Genomic DNA, 24526 nt, shown 5'->3' with positions numbered 1-24526 from the left:
GCTTGCCGGTTCGCAGTCACACACGAGGGTGGCTGGCACAAGTCTATGGAGTCTTTATGAATCTGCCGCTGATTCTCAATCTGCTGGTGTTCCTCGCCTTGCTCTTTGGCCTGGCGCAAACCCGTCACACCTCCTGGAGCCTGGCCAAGAAGGTCCTGCTCGCGCTGGCATTGGGCGTGGCGTTCGGCGTGGCGTTGCATGCCATCTACGGTGCCGGCAACCCGGTGCTGAAAGCCTCGATCGGCTGGTTCGATCTGGTTGGCAATGGTTACGTGCAGTTGCTGCAAATGATCGTGATCCCGCTGGTGTTCGCTTCGATCCTCAGCGCCGTAGCCCGGCTGCACAACGCTTCGTCGTTGGGCAAGATCAGCTTCCTGACCATCGGCACCCTGCTGTTCACCACCGCCATCGCGGCGCTGATCGGCATCGGCCTGACCAACCTGTTCGGCCTGACCGCCGAAGGTTTGGTCGCCGGCACCCAGGAAATGGCGCGCCTGCAAACGATCCAGACCGACTACGCGGGCAAGGTCGCTGACCTGAATGTGCCGCAGTTGTTGCTGTCGTTTATCCCGCAAAACCCGTTCGCCGACCTGGCCCGGGCCAAGCCGACCTCGATCATCAGCGTAGTGATCTTCGCTGCGTTCCTCGGAGTCGCCGCGCTGCAACTGCTGAAGGATGACGTCGAAAAAGGTCAGAAAGTGATCAACGCCATCGACACCCTGCAAGCCTGGGTGATGCGCCTGGTGCGCCTGGTGATGAAGCTGACCCCGTACGGCGTGTTGGCGCTGATGACCAAAGTGGTCGCCGGTTCCAACCTGCAAGACATCATCAAGCTCGGCAGTTTCGTCGTGGTGTCGTACATCGGCCTCGGCCTGATGTTTGTGGTCCATGGCCTGCTGGTGTCGGCAGCCGGGATCAACCCGCTGCGCTTCTTCCGCAAGATCTGGCCGGTGCTGACGTTTGCCTTCACCAGCCGCTCCAGCGCGGCGAGCATTCCGCTGAGCATCGAAGCGCAAACCCGTCGCCTGGGTATCCCGCAATCCATCGCCAGTTTCGCCGCTTCGTTTGGCGCAACCATCGGCCAGAACGGCTGTGCCGGCCTGTACCCGGCGATGTTGGCGGTGATGGTTGCGCCAACCGTGGGCATCAACCCGCTCGACCCGCTGTGGATCGCGACGTTGGTGGCGATTGTGACCCTGAGTTCGGCCGGTGTGGCGGGTGTAGGTGGCGGCGCGACGTTTGCCGCGCTGATCGTGCTGCCGGCCATGGGCTTGCCGGTGTCACTGGTGGCGCTGCTGATTTCGGTTGAGCCGCTGATCGACATGGGCCGTACGGCGTTGAACGTCAGTGGCTCGATTACGGCCGGGGCGATTACCAGCCAGATGATGCAGCAGACCAATCAGGAGCTGCTGGGTGCGGATGAGCATGCGGAGTTGGCGCAGGCTTAAGGCTTTCATCGTGACCGATCGTTCCCACGCTCCGCGTGGGAATGCAGCCCGTGACGCTCCGCGTCACTGGACGCGGAGCGTCCCTAGAGGCATTCCCACGCAAAGCGTGGGAACGATCTATGCGCGCTCCCAAACCTCGAAGTTGTATGCCGGCTTATCTTCCACCGCCGGATTCTCAATGTTCGACACCAATTTCCATTCGTTCAAATCAAACTCTGGAAACCACGCATCCCCTTCCGGGCTCAACGCCACGCGCGTCAGATAAAGTCGATCAGCCTGCGCCAACCCTTGGGCATACAACTGCGCCCCGCCAATCAGCATCAGCTCATCGACGCCCTGCTCTTTCGCCCATTCCTCGGCACGAACAACGGCGGCTTCCAGCGACGGATAAACCTCCGCGCCTTCCAGCACCAGATCCGCCTGGCGGCTGACCACGATGTTCAACCGACCCGGCAGCGGGCGACCGAGGGAATCCCAGGTCTTGCGACCCATGATGATCGGCTTGCCCAGGGTGGTGGCCTTGAAGTATTTGAAGTCCCCCGGCAAGTGCCAGGGCATGCTGTTGTCGACGCCGATCACACGGTTTTCACCGAGGGCTGCGATCAGGCTGAGGGGGAGTGATTTAGTCATGCCGGCGAGGATACCAGAGCCTCCCTTTTCCCGATAAGCGCCACAGCGGTTATGCTCACCGTTCATCTAAGCGACGGGATGCCGCGTGACTGAACTGAATAACCTCTGGCTGACGGAAACCATCCGCCTGCGCGAAGAACACGCCGGGCCCCTGGACGACCTGGAAGCCAACCGACTGGCCCGCACGGCGGGCGGCGATCTGCCGACACGGATTCAACGCCGGGCCCTGTGGCTGGCCGAACGGGATGGACTGACCAGCGCCCTCAAACACTGGCTGCAAGGTGCGCGATTAGCGTTGTTAGTGATGGCTGTACTGGCCGTGGTCAGCGGTGCCGGCCTGGCCTTTGCCGCACTGGGCGACGGGCAGGTCTCGGTGAATGTGTTCTGGGCCTTGGGCAGCCTGCTCGGGCTGAACCTGATTCTGCTGCTGAGCTGGGCCTTGGGCCTGGTGTTCGCCGGTGAACACGGCGCCACACTCGGACGCCTGTGGCTGTGGCTCAGCGAAAAACTCGCCAGGGACGCCAAAGCCGCGCAACTAGCCCCCGCCCTCCTGCTGTTGCTGCAACGACACAAACTCAATCGCTGGGCCGTCGGCGTGCTGGTCAACAGCCTGTGGTTACTGGCGATGCTCAGTGCGCTCGCGATTCTGCTGACGTTGATGGCGACCCGACGCTACGGCTTCGTCTGGGAAACCACCCTGCTCAGTGCCGACACCTTCGTGGCGATGACCCAAGCCCTCGGCGCCCTACCTTCGCTGCTTGGTTTCAATGTGCCGACCGTGGAAATGATCCGCGCAAGCGGCGACACCGCGCTCAATATCGAGAGCGCTCGCCAAGCCTGGGCAACGTGGCTGGTCGGTGTGTTGGTGGTTTACGGTGTGCTGCCGCGGCTGCTGCTGGCACTGCTTTGTCTGTGGCGCTGGAAAACCGCTCAGGCTGGCTTGCGTCTGGATCTGAACCTGCCCGGCTATGCGCAATTGCGCGAGCGGCTGATGCCCACCAGCGAACGCCTGGGCATTAGCGATGCTGCGCCGGATCAGCTTCACCGGGTTGAAAGCGATGTCAGTGACCTGCACAGCGATGGCGCGCTGCTGGTAGCCATCGAACTGGACGATCAACGTCCATGGCCACCGCAATTGCCAAAGTCCGTCAGCAATGCGGGCATCCTCGACAGCCGCGAATCCCGAAATAAACTCCTCGAACAGCTAAGCCGCTTTCCCCCGGCACGCCTCGCCATTGCCTGCGATCCACGCCGCTCACCGGATCGCGGCAGCCTGGCATTGATCGCCGAACTGGCACGCAACGCCAGCGCCACCCGCGTCTGGTTGCTGCAAGCGCCGGCCGGCGAAGCGCTGGATGCCGAGCGTTTGGGTGACTGGCACACGGCGCTGCAACAACTCGAACTGCCCTTCGCCGATTGCGCGCCGTTGAATTGGCTGGAGACCGGTCATGACTAAGCCTTTGAAACTCGCGGTGGTCGGTCACACCAACGTCGGCAAGACCTCGTTGCTGCGCACCCTGACCCGGGACGTCGGATTCGGTGAAGTGTCCCATCGGCCCAGCACCACTCGGCATGTCGAAGGCGCGCGGCTGTCGGTGGACGGCGAACCGTTGCTCGATCTCTACGACACCCCGGGCCTGGAAGACGCCATCGCCCTGCTCGACTATCTGGAACGCCTGGAACGCCCCGGCGAACGCCTCGACGGCCCGGCGCGACTGGCGCGATTCCTGGAGGGCAGCGAAGCGCGGCAGCGTTTCGAGCAAGAAGCCAAGGTGCTGCGCCAACTGCTGGCCTCGGACGCCGGCCTCTACGTGATCGACGCCCGGGAGCCGGTGCTGGCCAAGTACCGCGATGAACTGGAAGTGTTGGCCAGTTGCGGCAAGCCACTGCTGCCGGTGTTGAACTTCGTCAGCAGCGCCAATCATCGCGAGCCGGACTGGCGTGAAGCTCTGGCGCGCCTGGGTTTGCATGCGCTGGTGCGCTTCGACAGCGTCGCCCCGCCGGAAGATGGCGAACGCCGACTCTATGAAAGCCTCGCGCTGCTGCTGGAAAACGCCCGTCCACAACTGGATCGCCTGATCGCCGATCAACAGGCTCAACGCCTGGCGCGCCAGCAAAGCGCGGCGCGGCTGATTGCGGAATTGCTGATTGATTGCGCCGCGTGCCGTCGCAGTGTGGTCAGCGAGGCGGAACAGGAACAGCAAGCGATCAGCGAACTGCGCAAGGCTATTCGACAACGGGAACAGCGCTGCGTCGAAGCCCTGCTCAAGCTCTACGCCTTCCGCCCACAAGACGCCGCCGCCAGTGACTTGCCGCTGCTCGATGGTCGTTGGGGCGATGACTTGTTCAACCCCGAAACCCTCAAACAACTGGGCGTTCGGGTGGGCGGCGGCATCGCGGCGGGCGCGGCGGCCGGTGCCGGTGTGGATCTGCTGGTGGGCGGCCTCACGCTAGGCGTGGCGGCACTGGCCGGGGCGATTGCCGGCGGCGCCCTGCAAACGGCGCGCAGCTATGGCAGCCGCTTGCTGGGCAAGATCAAGGGCCAGCGGGAGCTGACCGTCGATGACAGCGTGCTGCGGCTGTTGGCCCTGCGCCAGCGGCAACTGGTACAAGCCCTGAACCAGCGCGGGCATGCGGCGATGGACAGCATTCAAGTGGCCATGCCCCAGGACAAGACCTGGCGCGAAGGCAAGCTGCCCGAAGCGCTGAACAAAGCGCGGGCGCACCCGCAGTGGTCGTCGCTCAATCCGCAGGCGAAGTTGAGTCAGGCGGAGCGGCAGGAGCAGGTTGAAGTGTTGGCCCGACAGCTCTGAGCCTGATCGTTCCCGCGCTCTGCGTGGGACCGATCTATCGCTACCAGCCCAACTTCAAAAACTGCTTCACCAATGCCGTAACCCGACTTCGATCCGTGCGATTCGAGCGCCCGTCATTGTCCACATCTGAACTCCATATCAGCTCCAGCTCGCCATCGTTATCAAGATCCTGGGCCGCGGCCTTGTAGGCGATGAGCGGCCCTTCGTGAAAATGTAGCCTCACTTGTTCCGGAGTGCCGTCGGCGGAAGGGTTCTGCGAGAAGATTCGCAGGTGCCGCTCCTCGCTTTCGTCGGTGTTGAACCACGCACATTTCAGATAGGTTTTACCCAAGGTCTTGAGCCGGCGCAGGTCAGCGTTCGTTGCCACGCGCTGCAATTGATCGTGCTCAAAAAACTGGTAAAGCACGGTGTCCGCGTGACCCTGGCCGGTCGAGTCTCTGGCGATGACCTTCAAGTAGCGCACTGGAGCGATCACTTCCATTTGAACTTCAGGTAGGTACCACTCAGCAGTGCCACCAGCTCCTGATCCGCGGCGTCGGTATCGCCATCATTGTCCACATCGAAGTGGATCACCCAATCCAGCGTGCCGTTGTTGTCCGTGTCGTAGGCCGCGGCGGTATAAGCCAGGGTTTTGTCGGTCGGTTTGCCGGTGCCTTCATGAAAGTGCAAACGCACGGTATCCGGGCTGCCATCCCTGGCGAAATCTTCAACGAAGATTTTCAGATAACGTTTGGTGGAGGCTCCGGGATTGAACCAGTTGAGTTTCAGGCACGCATTGGCGAAGGTCTTCAGCAATCGCTGATCAGTAGTGTTTTCCGCACCGTTGTTGGTGACATCGCCCATTTTGTAATCGACGTTGCCATCGGCGTCGAAATCCAGTGCAAAGGCTTTATTGAGCAGAATGTCATCGCCCGGCGTACAGGCCGTCTCATAGAACTGCAGTAATACAGAGTCTGCCCGGCCGTTGCCGATTCGATCCTGAACGGTGACTTTCAAATAGCGCATGAGCGTTCCTTGCCGATTAAAGAAGCTCAAACACTAGCGACTCCACCGCGTTGCGGCCATGGCGCTCATTCGCCGCGAGGAGTAGGGCATTTCGCTAAATGTTGCCCGTAAAACGACGGGCATCTCCCTGGACCAGTAGCGCAACCGCTTTCGCCTTCAGCACTTCAAGATCAATCAGCGGCACCCACATTTCCTTGGCCTGCTCATCCCATTGGCGCATGCGCAAACTGACGGCACACAACGGATCGCGCTCGAACGCCTCGGCCTCGGCCAGCGTCATCACCCCGCCCTGATATTCCAGGGTGCGGCGACTGGCCTCGCTCAAGCGTTCGTAGTACCCAGGTTCTTTCAATGTCAGATAACGCTTGGCCTGCACGTGGTACTCCACCAGCCGCGCCATGCGTTCGCTGAAACCGGCGCGCCGCAAATAGTCAGCGCCAAGGCGCTCGTGGCTGACCACGCCGAAGCCGCCCATGTTTTCCGCGCTCTCGGCGCAGATATGCCCGATATCGTGGAAGAACGCCGCCAACACCACTTCATCGTCGAAGCCTTCGGCCATGGCCCGTTCGGCGGCCTGGGACATGTGCTCGATCTGCGACACCGGTTCGCCGATGTAGTCGCTGTCGCCGAAGCGTTCGTACAGGGCGAAGACCTCGTCGACCACTTGTTCATGACTCGCCATCAATCCTCTCCCAACAGCAGTGCGACGTTACGCTCGGCCATCGCCGGTCCGACGCTCATGCCGACGCCGGTGTGCATCAGCGCCACGCTTACACCGGGTTGCGGGCGCAGGAACGAGAACGGGCCCGGGCCTTTTGAACCATAGACCCCTTGCCAGCGCTCCAGCACTTGTATTTTGCAGCCCAGCGTTTGCTCGGCCAGTTCGATCATCCAGTCGTCCACCTGCTCGGCGTTGAACGGTGAAGGATCGCTGCCGTAATGGTGGGAATCGCCGATGATCAATTCGCCGTAAGGCGTCGGGCTGATCAGCAGGTGAATGCCGTTGTCGTGCAAATGCGGTGCGTCGCGCAGGATTTGCGCCTGGACCGCGGCGGCTTCCGGCAGGTCGGCAAATGCGCCGTAATGCACGCAACTCAATCCGGTGAGCAACGCGTGTTGCAGATTCAGGTTGATTTGCGGCCGGGCGCGGAGCATTTGCAGGCGGCAGATTTGCGGGTTGAGCGCGGCAATCGGTTCGGCCAGCAACGTCTGATAATCATGGCCGGAACAGACGATGATCTGCCCGGCGCTGAAACTGCCGGCGGTGCTTTGCAAGCGGCCGGGCTCGATGTCGCGCACCAACGTGGAGAAATGAAACTCGACGCCGAGTTCGCGGCGCAGGTAATCGATCAACGCCGCAATTGCCTCGCGGGAATACAGTTGCTGATCGTCCATGCCGTGCAGCGCAGCACGGTGATGGCTGAACTGGCCGCCGTACAAATCCCGCAACGCCGCGCCGCGCAACAGTTCGACGTTGTAGTTGTGTTCCACGGCGCGACCGTTGCAAAAGGCTTGTAGCAGGTGTTCTTCGGCTTCGGTGCGCGCAAATAGATATGAGCCGTTGCGCTTGAGTTGCAGGCCGGCGACGTTGGCCCAATGGCCCCAGATGTCGCGGCTCGCTTTGGCCAGTTCGAGCATCGGGCCGGGAGGTTGGCCGGTGACCAAGGCCTGGCCGAAGTTGCGGACCGAAGCGCCCAAAGGTGTTTCGCTGCGTTCGAAAACGCTGACTTTGAGACCGCGCTTGGCGGCGGCGTAGGCGTGGGACAGGCCGAGGATGCCGGCGCCGACGATGAGCATGTCGTGGTGTTGCGTCATGGAGTTCCCCCAATGATCGTTCCCACGCTCCGCGTGGGAATGAATCCCGTGACGCTCTGCGTCACAGAGGACGCGGAGCGTCCTTGGCTGCATTCCCACGCAGAGCGTGGGAACGATCGGTCGAGCGGTGTCGGTTACTTGGCAACCACTTTCTCGGACTTGCCGTCATAGCGCTTGCGCCACTCAGTCAGGATTTCGTCGCGATTCTTCGACGCCCAGGCAAAGTCGTTCTTGATCAGCCGCTGCTCGTAATCCGCCGGTAATTCGGTCTGCGGTTTGGCGATACCTGGCTGCGCGAGGACCGCGAAGTTCTCTTTGTAAAGCTCCATCGCCGCCGGGCTGGCCGAGAAGTCCGCCAGTTTCTTCGCCGCGTCTTCGTGCTGCGTACCCTTGATCACCGCAGTCGCTTCAATCTCCCAACCCAGGCCTTCTTTCGGCAGGATGATGTCCAGCGGCGCGCCTTGGCGTTTCAGCTGAACCGCCGGGTATTCAAAGGAGATACCAATCGGGAATTCACCGGACGCCGCGAGTTTGCACGGCTTGGAACCGGAGTGAACGTATTGACCTATGTTCTGGTGCAAGCCATCCATGTAGGCCCAGCCCTGCTTCTCGCCAAAGGTTTGCAGCCAGGCGCTGACGTCGAGGAAACCAGTACCGGACGAGGCCGGGTTAGGCATGACGATCTTGCCTTTGTACTCAGGCTTGGTCAGGTCTTGCCAGCTCACGGGTTTGCTCAGGCCCTGCTTCTCGGCTTCGACGGTGTTGAAGCAAATGGTCGCGGCCCACACGTCCATGCCGACCCAGGCTGGCGGGTTGGCGGCATCGCGGTAGTTGCCGCCGATCTTGCCCAGGTCCTTCGGCGCGTAGCTTTGCAGCATGCCTTGCTGATCGAGGATCGCCAGGCTCGATGCGGCCAGGCCCCAGACCGCATCGGCTTGCGGGCGCTCTTTCTCGGCCAGCAACTTGGCGGTGATGATCCCGGTGGAGTCACGCACCCACTTGATCTCGACGTCCGGGTTGGCCTTTTCGAAGGCGTCCTTGTAGGTCTTCAGTTGTTCGGCTTCGAGGGCGGTGTACACCGTCAACTCGGTTTTCGCCGCGAAGGCGTTCAGGCTGAAAGCGGTGAGGACAGCAGCGGCCAGGGCCAGGGGCTTGAACATGATCTTTTCCTGTTTTTGAGTTGAGGGTGTGAGTCAGTTGCCGGGCGCGGTCTGCCGCCAGGCCTGGGAGCGGCGCAACAAACCGCGCGAAGCCCAGGCCAGCAGCAAGGACACGCCCGCCGAGGTGAACAGAATCAGGGTCGACATCGCCGCCGCGCCGCCGACGTTTCCGGCGTCATCCATGTTCAGCACTGCCACCGCCGCGAGGATGGTGTCGGGGCTGTAGAGGAAAATCGCCGCCGAGACGGTGGTCATGGCCGAGACGAACAGGTAGCGCACGATGTCCAGCAACGCCGGCAGGCAGATCGGCACCGTGACTCGCAGGTAATGTCGATACAGCGGCGCCTTGAGCGACAGCGCGGCGGCTTCGAACTCGGCGTCGAGCTGGCGCAGCGCGGTGGTGGCGGTCATTTGTGCAGTGGTCAAATAGTGAGCAATGGTGCAGACCACCAGCAGGGTCATGGTCCCGTAGAGCACATGCAGTGGGTTGCCGCTGAGGTTGAAGAAGAAGACGTAACCCAAACCCAGCACTAGGCCCGGCACCGCCATCGGTACGAAACTGAGCATGCGCAAGGTCAGATTCAGTCCGCGCTGGCCCTTGGTTTTTTCCATCAGGTAGGCGCCGGTGAAGATCAGCACACTGCCGATCAACGCCGTGCCCAACGCCATTTTCACGCTGTTGCCGTAGGCCAACCAACCGCCGCCCGCGGTGTCGTTGAACTGGTAATGGTTGAGCGAGAGCGACAGGTTGTACGGCCAGAATTTCACCAGCGACGAGTACACCGCCATGCCGAACACCAGCAGCAACACCGCGCAGATCAGCAACACGATGGCCAGGTAGCAGCCGTCCCGCAGCTTCGACGGCGCCGGTTTGAACACTTGTGCGCGGCCGCTCATGGAATCGCCGTGACGTCGGCGCAACCAGGCATCGACACCGAAGCTGAACAGCGCCGGCAGCAGCAACACCATGCCGATCAACGCGCCGCGCCCGAATTGTTGCTGGCCGACCACGGCTTTGTAAGCTTCCAGCGCCAGCACTTGATAGTCGCCGCCGACCACCACGGGCACGCCGAAGTCGGTGATGGTCAACGTGAAGACGAGGCAGAATGCGGCGAACACCGCCTGACGGGTCGCCGGCCAGGTGATGCTGCGGAAGGCTTTGGCCGGACTGGCGCCCATGCTCGATGCCGCATCGAACAGTCGCGCATCCGCCAACGAAAGCGCCGACAGAAGAATCATCAAGGCGTGTGGGAAGGTGTAGATCACCTCGCCCAGAACAATGCCCCAGAAGCCGTAGATATTGTCCGAGAGCAAACCACGCAACATGCCCTGATTGCCGAACAGATAAACCAGCGCAATCCCCGGCAACATCGACGGCGCCATCAGCGGCAACAGCGACATGCCGCGCCAGATGCCTTTGCCAGGAATCAAGGTGCGTTGCAGCGCGTAGGCAAACAGGTAGGCCAGCGGTACGACAATCGCCGCGACGCTGAGGGAAACTTTCAGGCTATTGCCGAGCAACCAGTGGAAATTCGCACTGGTCACCAATTCACGGGCAGCCACTAGACCGCCGCCCTGCCCGGCTTCCGAGCTGAAGCCACGCCAGAAGATCGCCAGCAACGGCATCAACACCGCAACGCCGATCAACACCAGCAACAGGACTTTGCCGCCCACCACGAACACCCGGTCGCCGATCTCGGCACGGGAGGTCTGCCGAACCTGCTTGTGCGGTATCGGCAGCGCGAGGTTCGCGCTCATCAGGCAAACACCTGCAGGCTGCGCGGAGGCAAGGCGACCATGATCTGCTGCGCACCGAGGCGCGGCATGGCTTCCGGCGCCAGTTCCGCCAGCAAGGCGTGACCCGGTAGTTGATCGAGTTCGAAACTCATGCGACAGCGGTTGCCGAGGAAAGTGATCTCGCGAACTTTGGCCGGGAACAGGTTTTCTTCATGCACAGCCGGGTTGACGTTGATCGCCTCCGGGCGGCAGAACAAACGGCCGGAAGCGGTTTTCGCGCTGCCCTCGGCCAGGCGCATATTCAGGCCGCCGACCTGGGCATGGCTGTCGCTGCTGCGGCGAAATGGCAGCCAGTTGCCTTGCCCGACAAACTCCGCCACGAATGGCGTGGCCGGACGATCGTAGATGTCCTGCGGCGTGGCGTATTGCTCGACCCTGCCGTTGTTCATCACGGCAATGCGGTCGGCCATCAGCATGGCTTCGTCCTGATTGTGGGTGACCATCAGGGTGGTGACGCCGAGGTTGCGCTGCAATTGGCGCAGTTCGGTGCACAGGTGCTCGCGGACCCGGGCGTCGAGGGCTGACATCGGTTCGTCCAGCAGCAATAGCGAAGGTGCCGGGGCCAAAGCACGGGCCAGGGCCACGCGTTGTTGTTGGCCGCCGGACAATTGGCCGGGGTACTTTTTCTCGCTGCCGAGCAGGCCGACCAGTTCCAGCATCTGCCCGACACGCTTGCGCACTTCATCGCGACCACTGCCGGCGAGGCCGTAGGCAATGTTCGCTTCGACCGTCAGATTGGGGAACAGCGCGTAGGACTGGAACAGGATTCCGTAGTCCCGGGCTTGCGGCGCGAGGTGAGAAACGTCGCGCTCGCCAAGGTACAACTCGCCGCTGTCCTGTTTCTCCAGGCCGGCGATGCAGCGCAGCAAGGTGGTTTTGCCACAACCCGACGGGCCGAGCAGACACACCAGCTCACCGGCCGCCACGTCGAGGGACACGTTATCCAGCGCGGTGAAGGCACCGAAGCGTTTCTGCACGCCGCGCACTTTCATCGGCGCGCCGGGGTTGGTCAGGGCAGTTGCGATCGAGTGGTTCATGGACAGACCTCATCAAGCAGATGAGGCCCATCCTAGGTTTGTAATGCGTCCGTCATGTGGCAGTGAGGCAAAAACGGCTGATAGTGGTATTCGGGGATTTGGGTTCACCGCCGATCGTTCCCACGCTCCGCGTGGGAATGCAGCCAGGGACGCTCTGCGTCCCATCCCGAGCCGAACGCGGAGCGTCCGTTGAGGCATTCCCACGCAGAGCGTGGGAACGATCATTAGGCCGGGGCCATTTCCTGCGCCAACCCCAGAAACGCCGCCGGCAACCGCGCGCCTTTTCTTTCCTTGAGGCAGTACAGGTATTCCGGAATCTGCGGCGCATTCTCGATGGTCAGCACGCGCAACTGCGGGTCATGCGGCACTTCCTGCCGGGCGATGATGCTGATGCCGATATTGCGCAGCACCGCCTCGCGGATCGACTCGCGGCTGCCGATCTCCAGCAACGGCCCGAAACTCACCCCGGCGCCGGCCAGTAATTCTTCGGTCAGCCGCCGCGTGGTCGAGCCCGACTCGCGCATCAACAAGGTATGCCCGGCCAACGCGCTGAGCGGCACATGATCGTGAACGGCCAACGGATGATTACGATGTACCGCCAGCACCAACGGATCGCTGCCGAGCACCCGGCGAATCAAGCGCGCATCGTCAAGCAACTGCGACGACGCGGCGACATCCACCCGGTAATCCTCCAGCGCCTCCAGCACCTGCTGCGAGTTACCGATTTCCACCGACACTTCCACCTGTGGCAAACGCTCACGGAAGGTCTTCACCAGGTCGAGGATGTAATACGGCGCCGTGGCCGCGATGCGCAGCGTGCCCTGGACCTGGCCGCTGTTGCGCAGGAAAAACTCGATGTCAGCTTCCTGCTGCAACAGCGCCTTGACCATCGGCAGCAACCGCGCGCCTTCATCGCTGACGCTGAGGCGGCGGCCGCCACGGTAGAACAGTTCAACCGAGTACTGACTTTCCAGATTGCGAATCTGGGTGGTCACGGTGGGCTGGCTCAGGCCGAGCTTCTTCGCCGCCAGGGTAATGCTGCCCAGGCGGGCCACCATGTAAAACGCCTTCAGCTCGGCACTCAGCACACCCTTCCCTCATCGTTTATTTACGCAGCAGGCGCAAACCGTTGAACACCACCAACAGGCTCACGCCCATGTCGGCGAACACCGCCATCCACATGGTGGCGATCCCGGCGAAGGTTACCCCAAGAAAGATCGCCTTGATGACCAACGCGAGGGCGATGTTCTGTTTGAGGATGGTGGAGGTCTGTCGCGACAGACGGATGAAGGTTGGGATCTTGCGCAGATCGTCGTCCATCAGGGCGACATCGGCGGTCTCGATGGCAGTGTCGGTGCCGGCAGCGGCCATGGCAAAACCGATCTCGGCCCGGGCCAGTGCCGGAGCATCGTTGATGCCGTCGCCGACCATGCCGACGTTATGGCCCTGTGCATAAAGCGCTTCGATGGCTTGCAGCTTGTCGGTCGGCAGCAGGTCGCCCTTGGCCTCGTCGATGCCGACTTGCGCGGCAATCGCCTGGGCGGTGTGGACGTTGTCGCCGGTGAGCATCAGCGTCTTGATGCCCAAGTCGTGAAGCTGCTGGATCGCTTCGCGGCTGGACTCTTTCACCGTATCGGCCACGGCAAACAGCGCCAATGGGCCGGACTGGTCGAGTAGCAGCACCACCGACTTGCCCTGTTTTTCCAGAGCAAACAGCTTCTCTTCCAGCGCTGGGGAGCAAAGGTTCAGCTCTTCCACCAGTCGATGGTTGCCCAAGTGGTAGACCTGACCGTTAATCTCTCCGCGCACTCCGCGACCGGCCAGGGCTTCGAAGTTATCCACAACCCGCGGCGCTGCTTGTTTATCCACAGCCGCATTGGCAATGGCCAGCGACACCGGGTGATCGGAACGACCGGCCAGCGCTGCCGCAATGCCTGGGGCCGTTGCTTCGGCAGTCGGGACGAGTAACAGATAATCGGTCTGCACCGGTTTGCCATGGGTGATGGTGCCGGTCTTGTCCAGGGCCAGGTAATCGAGCTTGTAACCGCCTTCCAGATAGACGCCGCCCTTGACCAGAATCCCTTTGCGCGCCGCTGCCGCGAGACCGCTGACGATGGTCACCGGCGTGGAAATCACCAGCGCACATGGGCAAGCGACCACCAGCAACACCAACGCCCGGTAAATCCAGTCGAACCACACGGCGCCCATGAACAGCGGCGGGATGACTGCCACGGCCAGGGCAAAGATGAACACCGCCGGGGTGTAGATTTTCGAGAACTGATCAACAAAGCGCTGGGTCGGTGCTCGCGCGCCCTGAGCCTGTTCCACGGCGTGGATGATCCGCGCCAGAGTCGAATTGTTGGCGGCAGCAGTCACCGTATATTCCAGCGAGCCCGCCTGGTTGATGGTGCCGGCGAAGACTTTATCGCCCACGGTCTTCTCGATCGGCAGGCTTTCGCCGGTGATTGGCGCCTGATCGATGGTGGACGTGCCGGACACCACTTCACCATCGAGACCGATGCGTTCACCCGGACGCACCCGCACCCGCGCACCCAACTCAATGATTTTGACGTCTTGTTCGACCCAGCTGCCGTCAGCCTGCAGCACCGTGGCCTGTTCCGGGGTCATCTGCATCAGCCCGCCGATGGCGTTGCGCGCGCGGTCCAGGGACTTGGCTTCGATCAACTCGGCCACGGTGAAGAGGAACATCACCATCGCCGCTTCCGGCCACTGACCGATCAGGATCGCGCCGGTCACCGCGATGCTCATCAGCGCGTTGATGTTCAGGTTGAGGTTCTTGAGGGCGATCCAGCCCTTTTTGTAAGTGGTGAGACCGCCGCTGAGGATCGACACCAGCGCGATGATCGCCACCACCCAGTTCGGCGCGGCGTTGGTGAAGTGAATGACTTCGGCTGCCAGCGCACCGACGCCGGACAGCGCCAGGGGCCACCAATGTTTTTTCTCGGCGGCTGGCGCGGGGGCTTCAACGCCCTGCTCCAACGGCTCGGCGACCATCCCCAGCGATTTGATGGCGTCGATGATCGGCGCGGTGCTCGGCAGGTCATGGGTCACGCCCAATACCCGATTGATCAGGTTGAATTCCAGCTGCTGCACACCCGAGAGCTTGCCCAGTTTGTTCTGGATCAGCGTCTGCTCGGTCGGGCAATCCATCGCGTCGATGCGGAAACTGCTGAGCCGTGCGCCGTCGGTCGGCGATTCGCTCAACTTGATCAGCGACGGTGCCGCCACTTTCGAGGAACAGCAGGAATCGCCGTGGCCGCCATGATCATGCTTCTGCTGCACAGGCTGCAGCTTGTGGCTGTGATCGTGATCATGCCCGTCTTCGGGTTTGTGAATATGAAGGGAATCGCTCATCGGGTCGCGTCCATGAAAGGTGCCTGTTGCCAAGTAAAGACCCTGTAGCCACTATAGGGTCAAGCAACCTTTTGGAGATTGTCGCGATGAAGATAGGAGAACTGGCCAAACTGACCGACTGCGCCGTGGAAACCATCCGCTATTACGAGCGCGAAAGCCTGCTGCCAGAGCCCGCCCGCAGCGACGGCAACTACCGCGTCTACACCCAGGCCCACGCCGAACGCCTGACGTTTATCCGCAATTGCCGCACCCTCGACATGACCCTCGAAGAAATCCGCAGCCTGCTGACCCTGCGCGACAGCCCGCAGGACCAGTGCGAAAACGTCAACGCGCTGATCGACGAACACATCCACCACGTCAAGGCGCGGATCGATGGCTTGTTGGCGTTGCAGACACAATTGCTCGACCTGCGCCAACGTTGTGGCGAAGGGCCGGATGTCGATCAATGCGGGATTTTGCAGCGGTTGGAGGTCAGTGGTGGGGTGGTGGCGACGGAAACTGAGCATTCCCATGTGGGCCGCAGTCACGGCCACTAAACACACCGCCTGATCGTTCCCACGCTCCGCGTGGGAATGCCGCCATGGACGCTCTGCGTCCACTGTGACGCGGAGCGTCACGGGATTCATTCCCACGCAGAGCGTGGGAACGATCATCGTGCCGGGGCTTTAAACCGCCATCGGCGCGGTCATCGGCGCGTGGTGCTGATAACCCTCAAGCGAGAAGTCGCCCGGCTCGATCAACTCCAGCCATTCCGGCTGATACACACCCGTTTCGGCAAACGCCGGCACACGATCACTGATCACCAGTTTCGGCATCGGGAACGGCTCGCGAGTGAGCTGTTCGTTGAGCATGTCCAAGTGGTTTTCGTAGACGTGCGCGTCGCCGATGAAATAGGTGAACCAGCGCGGCGTGTAGCCGGTCAGGCGCCCGATCAGGCTCAGCAGCGCGGCGCCTTCGGTGAGGTTGAATGGCGTGCCCAGGCCCAAATCATTGGAACGGATGTAGAGAGTCAGGGAGATTTCCTTGGTCTCGACATTCGGGTGGAACTGGTACAGCAGATGGCATGGCGGCAAGGCCATTTCATCGAGCTGGGCAACGTTCCAGCCGTGGAACAGGATGCGGCGGCTGCCCGGGTCCTTGATGATGGTGTCGACGCACTGGCGGATCTGGTCGATCGCCTTGTACAGCACCACGTAGGCCTGGCCGTCTTCTTCGCCTTCGGCGATCTGGCGATAGCCCTGGCTCAACGTCTGCTCGATCGCGGCTTTATTGCTGACCGGGATCTGCTTGTACGCCGGCCACTTGCGCCATTGCACGCCGTAGATTTCGCCGAGGTCGTCTTCGCCCTGGCGGAACGGGTTGGCCAGCCACTGCGCGTTTTCGTTCGCATTCTGGTCCCAGACCTTGCAGCCCAGGGCGCGGAATTCGGCGGCGTTGTTCACGCCACGCAGGAAACCACACATCTCGCCGATGGCCGATTTGAAGGCCATCTTGCGCGTAGTGATCGCCGGAAAACCTTCCTTCAGGTCATAACGCAGCATCGCGCCAGGGAAGCTGATGGTGTTGACGCCAGTGCGGTTGGCTTGCTTGGTGCCGTTCTTGATGACGTGGGCCACCAGATCGAGATATTGCTTCATGAGTTACCTGTGTCCTTGAACCCGGGAGCCGTCGCCCCCGGGATTCGAATTTATACGGCCGCCGCTGGCGCTGCCGGGGCGCGATGATACGCCAGCCAGATCAGGAACAGACCGGCGAGCACCATCGGTACGCACAGCACCTGACCCATGGTCAGCCAGCCCCAGGCCAGATAGCCCAATTGCGCGTCCGGCACGCGGACGAATTCGACGATGAAACGGAAGATGCCGTAGAACAGCGTGAACATCCCGGACACTGCCATGGTTGGCCGTGGCTTGCGCGAGAATATCCAGAGGATCAGGAACAGCGCCACACCTTCCAGCGCGAACTGATACAGCTGCGACGGGTGACGGGCCAGTTGCGCCGGATCGGTCGGGAAGACCATCGCCCATGCCACGTCGGTCGGCTTGCCCCACAACTCGGCGTTGATGAAGTTGCCGATGCGCCCGGCGCCCAGGCCGATCGGCACCATCGGCGCGACGAAGTCCATCAGCTGGAAGAACGACTTGTTGTTCTTTTTACCGAACCACAACGCCGCCAGCATCACGCCGATAAACCCGCCGTGGAACGACATGCCGCCCTTCCACACTTCGAGAATCAGCATCGGGTTGGCCAGGTACGCACTCAGATCGTAGAACAGCACGTAGCCCAGGCGGCCACCGACAATCACCCCCATCGACATCCAGAAGACCATGTCGGAGAGCTTCTCCTTGGTCCAGGTCGGGTCGAAGCGGTTCAGCCGCCGGGACGCCAGCAGCCAGGCGCCGCCGATGCCGATCAGGTACATCAGGCCGTACCAGTGGATTTTCAGCGGACCGATGGCCAGGGCCACCGGGTCGATCTGCGGGTAAGGCAGCATTGCGACTCCTCGTTAGAGTTGAAACCTTCAAAATTCCCGGGGGACGCTGTCACCTCAGGATTAAGCCAGGATTGTGCCGGGTGTCAGAGCAGGAAATTGAGCCCCACGCAGAACAGCAAAGCGGCGAACAGTCTTTTGAGCAAGCGCGGCGACAGATTGTGCGCCAGTCGCGCGCCGAAACGGGCGAAGAACATGCTGGTCAGGGCGATCCCCAGCAGCGCCGGCAAATAAATAAAACCGAGACTATGGGCCGGCAGCAATGGATCGTGCCAGCCCAGAATCATGAAAAATAATGCACTGGACAAGGCAATCGGCAAGCCGCAGGCCGATGACGTCGCCACCGCTTGCTGCATCGGCACGCTGCGCCAGGTCAGGAACGGCACGGTCAGCGAACCGCCACCAATCCCGAAAATCGCCGACGCCCAGCCAATCACACTGCCCGCGATGGTCAGACCGACTTTGCCCGGCACCGTTCGGCTGGCCTTGGGTTTGAAGTCCAGGGCGAGTTGAACGGCGACGATCAGCGCGAAAACGCCGATGATCTTCTGCAAATGCGGTCCGGAGATCGCTTCGGCCGTCAGCGCGCCAAAACCGGAGCCGATCAGAATGCCGAGGGTCATCCAGGCAAATATCGGCCAACGCACGGCACCGCGACGGTGATGCTCGCGGACCGCATTGACCGAGGTAAAAATGATCGTCGCCAGGGACGTGCCGACGGCCAGATGCGTGAGGATCGACGGATCGAAGCCCTGCAGCTTGAAGCTGAACACCAGCACCGGGACGATGATGATCCCGCCACCGACGCCGAACAGCCCGGCCAGCACGCCTGCACAGGCGCCCAGCGCCAGATAGAGCAGAAATTCCATGGCCGTAGTCCCACGCATCCCGAAAATAGGAGCGGCATGGTAACGGATGCACGGCCTTTAGCTCTACTGGATGGCGATGGATGCGCGCGCAATGTCTGCGTAGAGTGAGCAAAAACACACAAGGACCACCTTATGTGCCTGATTGTTTTCGCTTGGCGCCCGGGCCACGCCCAGCCGCTGATCGTGGCGGCCAACCGCGACGAATTCTACGCCCGGCCCACCCAGCCCCTGGCGCAATGGGCCCACGCCCCGCATGTCCATGCCGGTCGGGACCTGGAGGCCGGTGGCACCTGGCTCGGCATCGGCGCCAACGGGCGCTTTGCCGCCCTGACGAATATCCGCGATCCGCGGCAGCCAGCGTCGCGCACGTCACGGGGCGAACTGGTTGCAGGGTTTCTCAGCGGCGAGATGTCGATTGATGACTATTTAAGCGACGTTGTCGCCCGTTCGGCGGAGTTTGCCGGGTTTAACCTGCTGGTCGGCAATTCCAACGAGCTGTGGCATTTCAATGCCCGGGACACCGAGGCGGTGATGCTGGCGCCCGGGGTATATGGGCTGTCGAACGCGGGGCTGGATACGCCGTGGCCGAAAGTGCTCAAGGCCAAGGCGGCGTTGAGCGAACTGCTGGACGATCCGCAACCTGCGGCGTTGTTGGCTATTTTGGGGGATTCGCAGCCCGCACCGCTGACGGAACTGCCGGATACCGGGGTCGGGGTGGCCACCGAGACGTTGTTGTCGAGTGTGTTTATTGCCAGCCCGACGTATGGGACGCGGGCGAGTACGGCGTTGATTGTTCAGGCGGATGGGACGCGGGTGATGGTCGAAAGGAGTTTCGGGCCGTATGGCGGGCATTTGGGGGAAGTGGCGTTGAGGATTTAAAGGCCTGCAATAAATTGTGCGAGGCAGCTTGCTTGTGGCGAGGGAGCTTGCTCCCGTCCGACTGCGAAGCAGTCGTAAACCAGCCAACGCGATCTTTCAGATAGAACGCGTTGGCCGGATCGGGAGCGCTTCGCACTCCAGCGGGAGCAAGCTCCCTCGCCACAAGGCCATCAGCCTTTTAAAGCGTCTTGACCGAAGCCGGATTAATCATCCGCGCCAACCCAAGGTTCTTCAGCGCCAATTGCAGCGAGCTGTGGATAACCTGCGGGTTGTCGATGGTCATCAACTCCGCGAGCAATTCCTTGGCCTTGCTAAGATTGATCTGACGCAGCATCCACTTCACCTTCGGCAAGTTGGTGGCGTTCATCGACAGGCTGTCGAAGCCCATCGCCATCAACAGCACCGCCGCTGCCGGGTCGCCGGCCATTTCGCCGCAGATACTCACTGGCTTGCCTTCGGCATGGGCGTCACGCACCACGTTCTGCAAGGCTTGCAGCACCGCCGGGTGCAGGTAGTCGTAAAGGTCGGCCACCCGCGGATTGTTACGGTCCACGGCCAGCAGGTATTGGGTCAGGTCGTTGGAGCCGACCGACAGGAAGTCCACTTGCCGCGCCAGCTCCTTGGTCTGGTACACCGCCGCCGGAATCTCGATCATCACCCCAATCGGCGGCATCGGCACGTCGGTACCTTCATCGCGGACTTCGCCCCACGCCCGGTGGATCAGGTGCAAGGCTTCTTCGAGTTCGTGGATGCCGGAGATCATCGGCAGCAGGATCCGCAGGTTGTTCAAGCCTTCGCTGGCCTTGAGCATCGCGCGGGTCTGCACCAGGAAGATTTCCGGGTGGTCGAGGGTGACGCGAATGCCGCGCCAGCCGAGGAACGGGTTGTCTTCCTTGATCGGGAAGTACGACAGCGACTTGTCGCCGCCGATGTCCAGGCTGCGCATGGTCACTGGTTGCGGATGGAATGCCGCGAGCTGCTCGCGATAGATCGCCAGCTGCTCTTTTTCGCTCGGGAAGCGCTGGTTGATCATGAACGGCACTTCGGTGCGGTACAGGCCAACGCCTTCGGCGCCACGCTTCTGCGCCCGCGCCACGTCCGCGAGCAGGCCGGTGTTGACCCACAGCGGCATGCGGTGGCCATCGAGGGTCACGCACGGCAAGTCCCGCAGCTTGTCCAGCCCGAGGGACAGTTGTTTCTCTTCCTCGACCACTTCGGCGAACTGCTTGCGCAGCACGTCACTCGGGTTGGTGTAGACCTCGCCGTGGTAGCCGTCGACGATCATCTGGATGCCGTCGACCTTGGAATACGGCAGGTCGACCAGGCCCATCACCGTCGGGATGCCCATGGCGCGAGCCAGGATCGCGACGTGGGAGTTACCGGAACCGAGTACCGAAACCAGACCGACCAGCTTGCCTTCCGGCACCTCGCCGAGCATCGCCGGCGTCAGTTCTTCGCTGATCAGAATGGTGTTGTCAGGGTAGACCAGCGTCTGCTGACGCTCTTCCTGCAGGTAAGCCAGCAAGCGCCGGCCCAGGTCCTTGACGTCGGAGGCGCGCTCACGCAGGTAGGCGTCGTCCATCAATTCGAAACGGTTGACGTGCTCGGTGACCACTTGGCGCAACGCGCCCTGGGCCCACTGGCCGGTCTTGATCACCGTGGTGATTTCGCTGCCCAGCGAGGCATCGTCGAGCATCATCAGGTAGACGTCGAACAGCGCGCGCTCTTCCGGCCGCAGCTGGGTCGCGAGCTTGGCGGACAAGGCGCGCATGTCGGCGCGCACGCCTTCGATGGCGGTCTTGAACAGCCCGAGTTCGGCGTTGATGTCGGTGATGGTCTTGTCCGGCACCACGTCCAGGTCGGCGGGCGGCAGCATGACCACCGCGGTCCCGACCGCCGCGCCCGGCGAACCCGGTACGCCGACGAACTTGGCTTCCTGGATGCCTTTGCCCTGACGGCCCAGGCCACGGATCGAACCGGTGGCCTCGGCGTGGGCGATAACGCCCGCCAGTTGCGCGCTCATGGTCACGAGGAAGGCTTCTTCACCTTCATCGAACTGGCGGCGTTCTTTTTGCTGAATGACCAACACGCCGACGACGCGACGGTGGTGAATGATCGGCGCCCCGAGGAATGAGGCGTAGCGTTCTTCACCGGTCTCGGCGAAGTAACGGTAGCGCGGGTGATCCGCGGCGTTTTCGAGGTTCAGGGGTTCTTCACGCGTGCCGACCAGGCCAACCAGACCTTCGTTGGGTGCCATGCTGACTTTGCCGATCGAGCGCTTGTTCAAGCCCTCGGTGGCCATCAGTACGAAGCGGTTGGTTTCCGGGTCAAGCAGGTAGACCGAGCAGACCTGGCTGCCCATGGCCTCTTTGACGCGCAACACAATAATCCCCAACGCCGCCTTGAGATCCTTGGCGGAGTTAACTTCCTGGACGATCTTGCGCAGCGTATTGAGCATGGCTCGGGGTCGAACTCCGTCGTCAGTCGCGCGTTAAAAGGCGCGGGGCAAGCTCTTTGAGAGCGCGTCGATACACCTCGCGCTTGAATGTCACCACCTGGCCCAACGGATACCAATAACTGACCCAGCGCCAGCCATCGAATTCCGGTTTACCGGTCAAATCCATCCGCACCCGCTGCTCGTTGGAGATCAGGCGCAGGAGAAACCATTTCTGTTTCTGGCCGATGCACAGCGGTTGGCTGTGGGTACGGACCAGACGTTGCGGCAAACGATAGCGCAACCAGCCCCGGGTGCAGGCGAGAATTTCAACATCTTCGCGCTCAAGACCCACTTCTTCGTTCAACTCGCGATACAAGGCGTCTTCCGGCGTCTCCTGGGGGTTGATCCCGCCCTGTGGAAACTGCCAGGCATCTTGATTGATACGGCGAGCCCATAGCACCTGGCCGGCATCATTCGTGAGAATAATCCCGACATTGGGGCGGAAACCATCGGGGTCGATCACGGCAACAACCTCGCAAACGCATGTCGCCGCATTGTTCCACAAAGGTTGTGAAGGCAGCAACGAGCCGGCCCACCTTATGTGCACTCTTGTGAAAAGTACGTATTCTGGGCGCCTTTCTACAGACTTTTCAGCGAGTAACTGCAATGCGCCTGGCTTTATTCGACTTGGACAACACGCTTTTGGGCGGCGACAGCGACCACGCCTGGGGCGATTACCTGTGCGAACGCGGCTTTCTCGATGCCGTGACGTACAAGGCACGCAACGACGAGTTCTACCAGGATTACCTGGCGGGCAAGCTGGATAACGCCGAGTACCTGAACTTTTGCCTGGAAATCCTCGGCCGCACCGAAATGGCCACCCTGGATCAATGGCACCTGGACTACATGCGCGACTGCATCGAACCGATCGTATTGCCCAAGGCCCTGGCCCTGCTGGCCAAGCACCGCGAAGCCGGCGACAAACTGGTGATCATCACCGCCACCAACCGCTTCGTCACCGGGCCGATTGCCCAGCGCTTGGGCGTCGAGACCCTGATCGCCACCGAATGCGAAATGATCGATGGCCGCTACAGCGGGCGCAGCACCGACATCCCGTGCTTTCGCGAAGGCAAGGTGACGCGGTTGAGTCGTTGGCTGGAAGAGACCGGGCATTCGCTGGAAGACAGCTATTTCTACAGCGATTCGATGAATGATTTGCCGTTGCTTGAGCAAGTGGCAAACCCGGTGGCGGTTGATCCGGATCCGAACCTGCGCGCCGAGGCCGAGAAGCGTGGCTGGCCGGTGATCAGCCTGCGCGACTGAAAAACGCCGTGATGCCCACTACGGTTCGCCGCCATGGTGGGCAATGCCTCAAGCCGGTTTGGCCACCATCAGGTAGAAAATCACCATGAAGGCTAAAAACGCCGGCCACCCCAAGGCAAACCACCAACGCATATAGGTGGCGGCCTTGATCGGCATCGGCGTCCCCTTCAGCAAAGCGGTGTCGGCCATTTTGTGCACGCGAATCTGCAGCCAGACCACCGGCAACCAACACACGCCGGCCAGGCAAAACAGGCCAATGCTCCACATCAGCCAAGTCTGTTGCAGCGGCCAGCCCGCCAGATGCATCAGACCCAGCCCGCTGAGCGGCTGAAACACTGCCGTGGTGGCGGTGAACGCCCAGTCAGCAAAAACCAGATGTTTAAACGTCACGGCAATCACTTCGACGTTGCCGCTACGCCAGGCCCGAAGTGCGTAATACGCCGAGCCGGCGCCGAGACCAAACAGAATGGTCGATGACAGAATGTGTAGGGTTTTCAGCAGCAGATAAGCACTCATCGGCGAGGTTCAGTCCACAAAAGCCATTAAAGTAGCCACCATCAACACCCGTTTTTTCCCGACAGCCGCGTAAGGATCAAACCTTCAAATCCAGCAAGGGAATCAACGGCCAGGGTGAGAAAGCCGCGAGCCAGGCACTGCTTGTCCCGCCAGCGCCCAGCACCAGCGACGGCCGAAGCACACCCTGGTGCACGGCCTGATCAAACAGAACCCGGGCACCGCGATCCTGAATAAGGCTCAACGCCTGCGCATCCACGCTCCACAGACCCGCAGCGTTGATCAGCACATCGATATCGCCGGGGAAAGCAAAATGCGCGGGCTCAACCGCCAGCAGACCGAGATCCAGTTGCTGCCACTCGACACCTGGCCACATCGACGCCTGACGCTCGCGGCTTGTGGCAATCACTGAGTGGCGGCAGCGTGTAGCGCGCGCAGCAGGTGACGACCGACAAAACCAGTGCCGCCCACCAATAGAATTTTCATGACATTCTTTGTCGCTTAAACCGGCTTGGCCCCCATCAACGCAGCAATGGCGAGGAATCCGACACCGCTGACAATCGCCAGAGCCAGCGTGAATTTCCGGTTGCCCACCCCGCTCGTCCACAGACGGTTGAGCCGAAGGAGGAGCCAGAGAGCGCTCAATGACGCCACGGCATAGATAATGCTGGAACCCAGAATCCAGAACTGCCCCAACGGCCAGCCAACCAGATGCACTAACCACCAGCCAGTGAAAGGCATGCTGAACATGCAGGCCAGCATGAGGCACCACACGAACAACCATGGGCGCTGCATCGTGCTCGCAGGGCCTTCACTGTGGTTGCGCCAGGTCAGAAAAGCGAGCCCCAGACCGCTGGCGAGTATCACCACCGTGGCCGCGACATGAAGGACTTTCAGGGTTGTCAGGGTTTCCATGCATTTCTCTTCTTTAGTC

Annotated in this window: 23 protein-coding genes and 1 pseudogene; 6 read left to right on the top strand and 18 right to left on the bottom strand. The window is 61.6% G+C overall.

Translation table 11 applies throughout. From position 1 onward, the window contains the following. The first annotated feature begins 56 nt into the window (after positions 1–56). Positions 57–1448, top strand: a complete 1392-nt coding sequence (locus HKK52_RS22465; protein WP_169372634.1) for an L-cystine transporter — start codon at positions 57–59, stop codon at positions 1446–1448. A 117-nt stretch (positions 1449–1565) separates the two neighbouring features. On the opposite strand, the gene HKK52_RS22460 is transcribed toward HKK52_RS22465, so the two are convergent. Further along, positions 1566–2078 (bottom strand): dihydrofolate reductase, encoded by a 513-nt coding sequence (locus tag HKK52_RS22460; RefSeq protein ID WP_169372633.1) that lies wholly within the window; start codon positions 2076–2078, stop codon positions 1566–1568. An 85-nt stretch (positions 2079–2163) separates the two neighbouring features. Between HKK52_RS22460 and HKK52_RS22455 the strand changes: the two genes are divergently transcribed. Next, positions 2164–3534: a DUF2868 domain-containing protein gene (locus HKK52_RS22455; RefSeq protein ID WP_169372632.1), complete on the top strand. Its 1371-nt coding sequence runs from the start codon at positions 2164–2166 to the stop codon at positions 3532–3534. After that, complete coding sequence (locus HKK52_RS22450; protein ID WP_169372631.1) at positions 3527–4891, top strand: GTPase/DUF3482 domain-containing protein; 1365 nt, start codon at positions 3527–3529, stop codon at positions 4889–4891. Before HKK52_RS22455 ends, HKK52_RS22450 begins: the two co-directional genes overlap by 8 nt. Before the next feature lie 40 nt (positions 4892–4931). On the opposite strand, the gene HKK52_RS22445 is transcribed toward HKK52_RS22450, so the two are convergent. From HKK52_RS22445 to HKK52_RS22405, 9 genes are all read right to left on the bottom strand, one after another. Beyond that, a complete protein-coding gene (locus HKK52_RS22445; RefSeq protein WP_237150594.1) occupies positions 4932–5372 on the bottom strand; it encodes a hypothetical protein in 441 nt (146 codons plus the stop codon). Then, positions 5363–5896 (bottom strand): hypothetical protein, encoded by a 534-nt coding sequence (locus HKK52_RS22440; RefSeq protein WP_169372630.1) that lies wholly within the window; start codon positions 5894–5896, stop codon positions 5363–5365. The genes HKK52_RS22445 and HKK52_RS22440 overlap by 10 nt, the downstream gene beginning before the upstream one ends. 94 nt (positions 5897–5990) lie before the next feature. Further along, positions 5991–6578 (bottom strand): phosphonate degradation HD-domain oxygenase, encoded by a 588-nt coding sequence (locus HKK52_RS22435; RefSeq protein ID WP_169372629.1) that lies wholly within the window; start codon positions 6576–6578, stop codon positions 5991–5993. Next, on the bottom strand, positions 6578–7711 hold the full coding sequence (locus tag HKK52_RS22430) for a TIGR03364 family FAD-dependent oxidoreductase (protein WP_169372628.1): 1134 nt from the start codon (positions 7709–7711) through the stop codon (positions 6578–6580). The genes HKK52_RS22435 and HKK52_RS22430 overlap by 1 nt, the downstream gene beginning before the upstream one ends. A 134-nt stretch (positions 7712–7845) precedes the next feature. Then, complete coding sequence (locus HKK52_RS22425) at positions 7846–8871, bottom strand: putative 2-aminoethylphosphonate ABC transporter substrate-binding protein (protein ID WP_169372627.1); 1026 nt, start codon at positions 8869–8871, stop codon at positions 7846–7848. A gap of 33 nt (positions 8872–8904) precedes the next feature. After that, the gene (locus HKK52_RS22420; RefSeq protein ID WP_169372626.1) at positions 8905–10629 is read right to left on the bottom strand and encodes a putative 2-aminoethylphosphonate ABC transporter permease subunit; all 1725 of its coding nucleotides are present in this window, start codon (positions 10627–10629) and stop codon (positions 8905–8907) included. Next, positions 10629–11705 carry a putative 2-aminoethylphosphonate ABC transporter ATP-binding protein gene (locus tag HKK52_RS22415; RefSeq protein ID WP_169372625.1) on the bottom strand — a complete coding sequence of 359 codons (1077 nt, stop codon included), beginning with the start codon at positions 11703–11705 and terminating at the stop codon, positions 10629–10631. The genes HKK52_RS22420 and HKK52_RS22415 overlap by 1 nt, the downstream gene beginning before the upstream one ends. Before the next feature lie 224 nt (positions 11706–11929). Next, positions 11930–12793 (bottom strand): LysR family transcriptional regulator, encoded by an 864-nt coding sequence (locus tag HKK52_RS22410; RefSeq protein WP_133835545.1) that lies wholly within the window; start codon positions 12791–12793, stop codon positions 11930–11932. Positions 12794–12809: 16 nt separating this feature from the next. Continuing rightward, positions 12810–15080, bottom strand: coding sequence for a heavy metal translocating P-type ATPase (locus HKK52_RS22405; RefSeq protein ID WP_169372624.1), 2271 nt, complete (start codon positions 15078–15080; stop codon positions 12810–12812). Between the two features lie 86 nt (positions 15081–15166). Here HKK52_RS22405 and cadR point away from each other — a divergent pair, with 86 nt between their 5' ends. Beyond that, entirely contained in the window at positions 15167–15616 is a 450-nt protein-coding gene (cadR, locus tag HKK52_RS22400; RefSeq protein ID WP_169372623.1) for a Cd(II)/Pb(II)-responsive transcriptional regulator, read from the top strand. Positions 15617–15745: 129 nt separating this feature from the next. Here the strand turns inward: cadR and HKK52_RS22395 are convergent, their stop codons facing one another. From HKK52_RS22395 to HKK52_RS22385, 3 genes are all read right to left on the bottom strand, one after another. After that, positions 15746–16717, bottom strand: a complete 972-nt coding sequence (locus HKK52_RS22395; RefSeq protein WP_169372622.1) for a thymidylate synthase — start codon at positions 16715–16717, stop codon at positions 15746–15748. 50 nt (positions 16718–16767) lie between these two features. Beyond that, complete coding sequence (lgt, locus tag HKK52_RS22390; protein WP_133835540.1) at positions 16768–17574, bottom strand: prolipoprotein diacylglyceryl transferase; 807 nt, start codon at positions 17572–17574, stop codon at positions 16768–16770. A gap of 83 nt (positions 17575–17657) precedes the next feature. Beyond that, on the bottom strand, positions 17658–18440 hold the full coding sequence (locus HKK52_RS22385) for a sulfite exporter TauE/SafE family protein (protein WP_169372621.1): 783 nt from the start codon (positions 18438–18440) through the stop codon (positions 17658–17660). Between the two features lie 132 nt (positions 18441–18572). On the opposite strand from HKK52_RS22385, the gene HKK52_RS22380 reads away from it, so the two are divergent. Then, complete coding sequence (locus tag HKK52_RS22380; RefSeq protein WP_169372620.1) at positions 18573–19319, top strand: NRDE family protein; 747 nt, start codon at positions 18573–18575, stop codon at positions 19317–19319. Between the two features lie 178 nt (positions 19320–19497). Here HKK52_RS22380 and ptsP read toward each other — a convergent pair whose 3' ends face one another. Both ptsP and HKK52_RS22370 read right to left on the bottom strand, forming a co-directional pair. Beyond that, positions 19498–21777 carry a phosphoenolpyruvate--protein phosphotransferase gene (ptsP, locus tag HKK52_RS22375; RefSeq protein ID WP_169372619.1) on the bottom strand — a complete coding sequence of 760 codons (2280 nt, stop codon included), beginning with the start codon at positions 21775–21777 and terminating at the stop codon, positions 19498–19500. 22 nt (positions 21778–21799) lie between these two features. Beyond that, positions 21800–22279, bottom strand: a complete 480-nt coding sequence (locus tag HKK52_RS22370) for an RNA pyrophosphohydrolase (RefSeq protein ID WP_007945562.1) — start codon at positions 22277–22279, stop codon at positions 21800–21802. A 143-nt stretch (positions 22280–22422) separates the two neighbouring features. On the opposite strand from HKK52_RS22370, the gene HKK52_RS22365 reads away from it, so the two are divergent. Beyond that, positions 22423–23079 carry an HAD family hydrolase gene (locus HKK52_RS22365; RefSeq protein WP_169372618.1) on the top strand — a complete coding sequence of 219 codons (657 nt, stop codon included), beginning with the start codon at positions 22423–22425 and terminating at the stop codon, positions 23077–23079. Positions 23080–23127: 48 nt separating this feature from the next. Here HKK52_RS22365 and HKK52_RS22360 read toward each other — a convergent pair whose 3' ends face one another. The 3 genes and pseudogenes from HKK52_RS22360 to HKK52_RS22350 form a co-directional block, all read right to left on the bottom strand. Next, positions 23128–23595, bottom strand: a complete 468-nt coding sequence (locus HKK52_RS22360; protein ID WP_169372617.1) for a DUF2269 family protein — start codon at positions 23593–23595, stop codon at positions 23128–23130. 82 nt (positions 23596–23677) lie between these two features. Further along, positions 23678–24078: pseudogene (locus tag HKK52_RS22355) on the bottom strand (NAD-dependent epimerase/dehydratase family protein); the annotation flags it as partial. Between the two features lie 15 nt (positions 24079–24093). Continuing rightward, entirely contained in the window at positions 24094–24507 is a 414-nt protein-coding gene (locus HKK52_RS22350) for a DUF2269 family protein (protein ID WP_169372616.1), read from the bottom strand. Positions 24508–24526 lie beyond the last annotated feature (19 nt).

Source organism: Pseudomonas sp. ADAK2, from assembly GCF_012935755.1.
Lineage (GTDB): Bacteria > Pseudomonadota > Gammaproteobacteria > Pseudomonadales > Pseudomonadaceae > Aquipseudomonas.
The sequence above is the reverse complement of the archived record's forward strand: the minus strand, read 5'-3'. Positions and strand labels throughout refer to the sequence as shown.

Bases quoted from the DNA above. Each gene is read 5' to 3' on its own strand.
- HKK52_RS22465 (WP_169372634.1), top strand. From the start codon at position 57: ATGAATCTGCCGCTGATTCTCAATCTGCTGGTGTTCCTCGCCTTGCTC.
- HKK52_RS22460 (WP_169372633.1), bottom strand. From the start codon at position 2,078: ATGACTAAATCACTCCCCCTCAGCCTGATCGCAGCCCTCGGTGAAAAC.
- HKK52_RS22450 (WP_169372631.1), top strand. From the start codon at position 3,527: ATGACTAAGCCTTTGAAACTCGCGGTGGTCGGTCACACCAACGTCGGC.
- HKK52_RS22445 (WP_237150594.1), bottom strand. From the start codon at position 5,372: ATGGAAGTGATCGCTCCAGTGCGCTACTTGAAGGTCATCGCCAGAGAC.
- HKK52_RS22440 (WP_169372630.1), bottom strand. From the start codon at position 5,896: ATGCGCTATTTGAAAGTCACCGTTCAGGATCGAATCGGCAACGGCCGG.
- HKK52_RS22435 (WP_169372629.1), bottom strand. From the start codon at position 6,578: ATGGCGAGTCATGAACAAGTGGTCGACGAGGTCTTCGCCCTGTACGAA.
- HKK52_RS22430 (WP_169372628.1), bottom strand. From the start codon at position 7,711: ATGACGCAACACCACGACATGCTCATCGTCGGCGCCGGCATCCTCGGC.
- HKK52_RS22425 (WP_169372627.1), bottom strand. From the start codon at position 8,871: ATGTTCAAGCCCCTGGCCCTGGCCGCTGCTGTCCTCACCGCTTTCAGC.
- HKK52_RS22420 (WP_169372626.1), bottom strand. From the start codon at position 10,629: ATGAGCGCGAACCTCGCGCTGCCGATACCGCACAAGCAGGTTCGGCAG.
- HKK52_RS22415 (WP_169372625.1), bottom strand. From the start codon at position 11,705: ATGAACCACTCGATCGCAACTGCCCTGACCAACCCCGGCGCGCCGATG.
- HKK52_RS22405 (WP_169372624.1), bottom strand. From the start codon at position 15,080: ATGAGCGATTCCCTTCATATTCACAAACCCGAAGACGGGCATGATCAC.
- cadR (WP_169372623.1), top strand. From the start codon at position 15,167: ATGAAGATAGGAGAACTGGCCAAACTGACCGACTGCGCCGTGGAAACC.
- HKK52_RS22395 (WP_169372622.1), bottom strand. From the start codon at position 16,717: ATGAAGCAATATCTCGATCTGGTGGCCCACGTCATCAAGAACGGCACC.
- lgt (WP_133835540.1), bottom strand. From the start codon at position 17,574: ATGCTGCCTTACCCGCAGATCGACCCGGTGGCCCTGGCCATCGGTCCG.
- HKK52_RS22385 (WP_169372621.1), bottom strand. From the start codon at position 18,440: ATGGAATTTCTGCTCTATCTGGCGCTGGGCGCCTGTGCAGGCGTGCTG.
- HKK52_RS22380 (WP_169372620.1), top strand. From the start codon at position 18,573: ATGTGCCTGATTGTTTTCGCTTGGCGCCCGGGCCACGCCCAGCCGCTG.
- ptsP (WP_169372619.1), bottom strand. From the start codon at position 21,777: ATGCTCAATACGCTGCGCAAGATCGTCCAGGAAGTTAACTCCGCCAAG.
- HKK52_RS22365 (WP_169372618.1), top strand. From the start codon at position 22,423: ATGCGCCTGGCTTTATTCGACTTGGACAACACGCTTTTGGGCGGCGAC.
- HKK52_RS22360 (WP_169372617.1), bottom strand. From the start codon at position 23,595: ATGAGTGCTTATCTGCTGCTGAAAACCCTACACATTCTGTCATCGACC.
- HKK52_RS22350 (WP_169372616.1), bottom strand. From the start codon at position 24,507: ATGGAAACCCTGACAACCCTGAAAGTCCTTCATGTCGCGGCCACGGTG.